The following is a 2,927-nucleotide window of genomic DNA, read 5'->3' on the forward strand; positions in this document are numbered from 1 at the left end:
TAGTTACTTGCGCGAAGCGTTGTTTAAAATAGTCATATAAGGGATGCGCTTTTTCCGACAGTACGGCGAGGGGAATATCGTCACCCATGCAGAAAGTTGGCTCCTTGCCATTTTCCGCCATATCATTGACGATCATCGAGATATCTTCTTCGGTGTACCCAAACGCTGTCTGCTGTTTGAGCAAACTTGCTGACTCGACTCGACAGTTAGTTTCAAAGGCTTGATTAGTCAGAACTTGACGATGTTCTTTGAGCCATGCACCATAGGGATAAGCTTTGGCAACGCGCTCTTTGACTTCCCAATTGTGTAAAATCTCTTTGGTTTCTAAGTCTACGACGATCGTTTCACCAGGGCCAAGCCGACCTTTTTCGACGATTTGGTCTACAGGTAAATCTACCACGCCAGCCTCAGAACCGACATAGAGATAACCATCTTTAGTGATACAGTACCGCGCTGGACGCAGACCATTACGATCGAGTGTCGCACCGACTACTTTACCATCACTAAATGAGAGCAACGCTGGCCCATCCCAAGCTTCCTGAAATCCTGAATAATACTCGTAAAAGTCCGTAATTTCGGGATAATTCTCTAATACAGGCTGATTTTTGTACGCCTCTGGTACCATAATCATCAGTCCCTCGATCGGACTCCGACCAGATTGGACGATTAGTTCCAAGACATTATCTAATGTCCCCGAATCGCTATTATCGAGATTGAGAATCGGTTGTAACTCCCGCAACCGTTCCTTCCACAAGGGGTGATTGAGGTCGCTTTCCCGCGCCGTCATCCCATTAATATTACCCAACAGGGTATTGATCTCCCCATTGTGCCCCAGCATCCGCATCGGCTGGGCTAACGGCCATTTTGGTAAAGTATTCGTGCTAAAGCGGCGATGATATACCGCAAACGCCGCCTTAAATTCGGGATTGGTTAAGTCACTATAAAACTCACCCAACACCGCCGATCGCACCATCCCTTTATACACGATCGTCCGACCGGAAAGAGAGCAAATATAAAAATTATCCCCCGGTTTTACCGTACCCTCAGCTTGCATTGCTTTGACAATCTTGCGGCGCACCATGTATAGTTGCCGCTCTAACTCATCGCCAGTTTCAGTCCCCGCAACGACCATCTGCTCGATGTAAGGTTGATTTTCCCGCGCCTGAATACCCAAAGTCTCCGGCTTCACGGGTACTTCCCGCCACCCGAGGAGCTGACACTGCTCCTGCGCGATGACATCCGCAATAATCCGCTTTGCTACAGCGCGTTTCTCTGTATCCTGGGGTAAAAATAGCATCCCCACCGCCAATCGTTGGCGTAGCCTCTGAGAATGAGAATCGCGATCGCGATTTGCTACGATCTCATCAAATAATCCCCACGGAATCTGCGTCAAAATCCCCGCACCATCACCAGAATCACGATCCGCGCTACAACCGCCCCGATGCTCCATACAAGTCAGAGCCGCCAACGTCTGCTGGATGAGCTTATGGCTGGTATCCCCCGCTGGACAGGCAATAAATCCCACCCCGCAAGCATCCCGTTCCTCGACCAACCAGCGTGGGCCTAGATATGGTTCTTGATTAGCAGCAGTTGAAGTGGTGAAACTGTCCATACGCCAATGATTATCTGTGTGGTTCATAGTGATGTAGTGCGGGTCGCGATCGGTAGATAATTTAGTGTAGAGTCAGGTTCAAATAGCTTCGGGGCACCGAGCAGCCACTTTTGGGTGTCGTCTCAGATGTCGATACTGAAGTTGATGTCGATCTATAGCTTTTACCAGGATTTCACTTTAATTTATGTATCTTCAGTTACTTTCTTTCGCTAGCTCAGACTGTCGATCGGCTGGAATCCACTCGATGTCTCAACCATAGACGATTCGATCGGGAGATGTCACAAATTTTGGAGTCTGACAACCTGCGATCGGAGTAGATTTAGACCATCTCTATTTTATCAATGATTATCGATCGCAGGAAACCTAGTAAGCTAGGTCGATCGAGCGAGTCTGGATATTCTGAGAATCTATATTCTACAAGCAATTTCTCAAATTTTGCTAGAGCTAAAGATCGATCGACTCACTAGCAGATTGAGGTATACTCAACGCCGATATTTTTATACAGGTCGGCGATCGATAGTTGCAAATCGAAACTACACTAATGTCAAAATAGGAGTTAGATCGCTATACTCTGACAGCAACTTTAAGATAGTGCAGTTAAACTTACGAAACCATCGACCTGAAAATAGATCGATAGATGATAGCCATCCATCAAAGCTGTACCAACTAATGGTTTAACTCCCGCAGCTAAAACAGGGACTATAATTTCTGTTTCGTCCCAGACGATCGTGGCAGAGTGAATTGACAACATTGTTTCCGTACCGTCGGCTAATCTGACCGAAGTATTAGAGTACTGTGGTAGATTCATCGCGCTAATCGCTTGGGGCGGCAGGGTTAGGTAATCGTTAAAGCCTGTATCGACTACAAATTCTATTTGAAAATCTGGTTGATTAGACAGTCGAAAAGTAATTGGTAGTGAAGCCCTACCGTCCTTAACTCTACCCTGCATCATTGCTTACTCGATCGCTATTGCCACCAAAAGATACAGCGACATCATAACCAATCCGAATCGTAAACAACCGAGCATTGGGATTTTTGGCTTTGAGGGCGATGGCTGAGTGGATGCCAGATCGATCAACTGCATATTCCCCAGTCTGGGCATCAATTACGACCATTTTGCCGATATTTTCTTCATGCTCGACTTGCGATCGGATATTGTCTGCATATAACTTCTTCGCTCTAGTCGCAACTTCTTCCACAGTCCAGAAAATAGCTTGTTGCATATTCTCACCGAGTTATTTTAATAATCGTATTTTAACCGATTGTTGCTCTTGCTCAGTCTTCTAATCACCAGTGGATACTCGATCCCATAACT

Annotated in this window: 3 protein-coding genes; all 3 read right to left on the bottom strand. The window is 46.3% G+C overall.

Annotation, left to right across the window (positions count from 1 at the left end; translation table 11 throughout):
- The coding region (locus tag RMO35_RS02660; RefSeq protein ID WP_309738380.1) for a glutamate synthase central domain-containing protein at nucleotides 1-1,612 on the bottom strand (1,612 nt) is incomplete at its 3' end.
- Between the two features lie 583 nt (nucleotides 1,613-2,195).
- On the bottom strand, nucleotides 2,196-2,564 hold the full coding sequence (locus RMO35_RS02665) for a clan AA aspartic protease (protein ID WP_309738382.1): 369 nt from the start codon (nucleotides 2,562-2,564) through the stop codon (nucleotides 2,196-2,198).
- Nucleotides 2,551-2,835 carry a hypothetical protein gene (locus RMO35_RS02670; RefSeq protein ID WP_309738383.1) on the bottom strand — a complete coding sequence of 95 codons (285 nt, stop codon included), beginning with the start codon at nucleotides 2,833-2,835 and terminating at the stop codon, nucleotides 2,551-2,553. Before RMO35_RS02670 ends, RMO35_RS02665 begins: the two co-directional genes overlap by 14 nt.
- Nucleotides 2,836-2,927: the final 92 nt, after the last annotated feature.

The sequence above is a fragment of the Chamaesiphon sp. OTE_20_metabat_361 genome, assembly GCF_031364565.1.

Bases quoted from the DNA above. Each gene is read 5' to 3' on its own strand.
- RMO35_RS02665 (WP_309738382.1), bottom strand. From the start codon at position 2,564: ATGATGCAGGGTAGAGTTAAGGACGGTAGGGCTTCACTACCAATTACT.
- RMO35_RS02670 (WP_309738383.1), bottom strand. From the start codon at position 2,835: ATGCAACAAGCTATTTTCTGGACTGTGGAAGAAGTTGCGACTAGAGCG.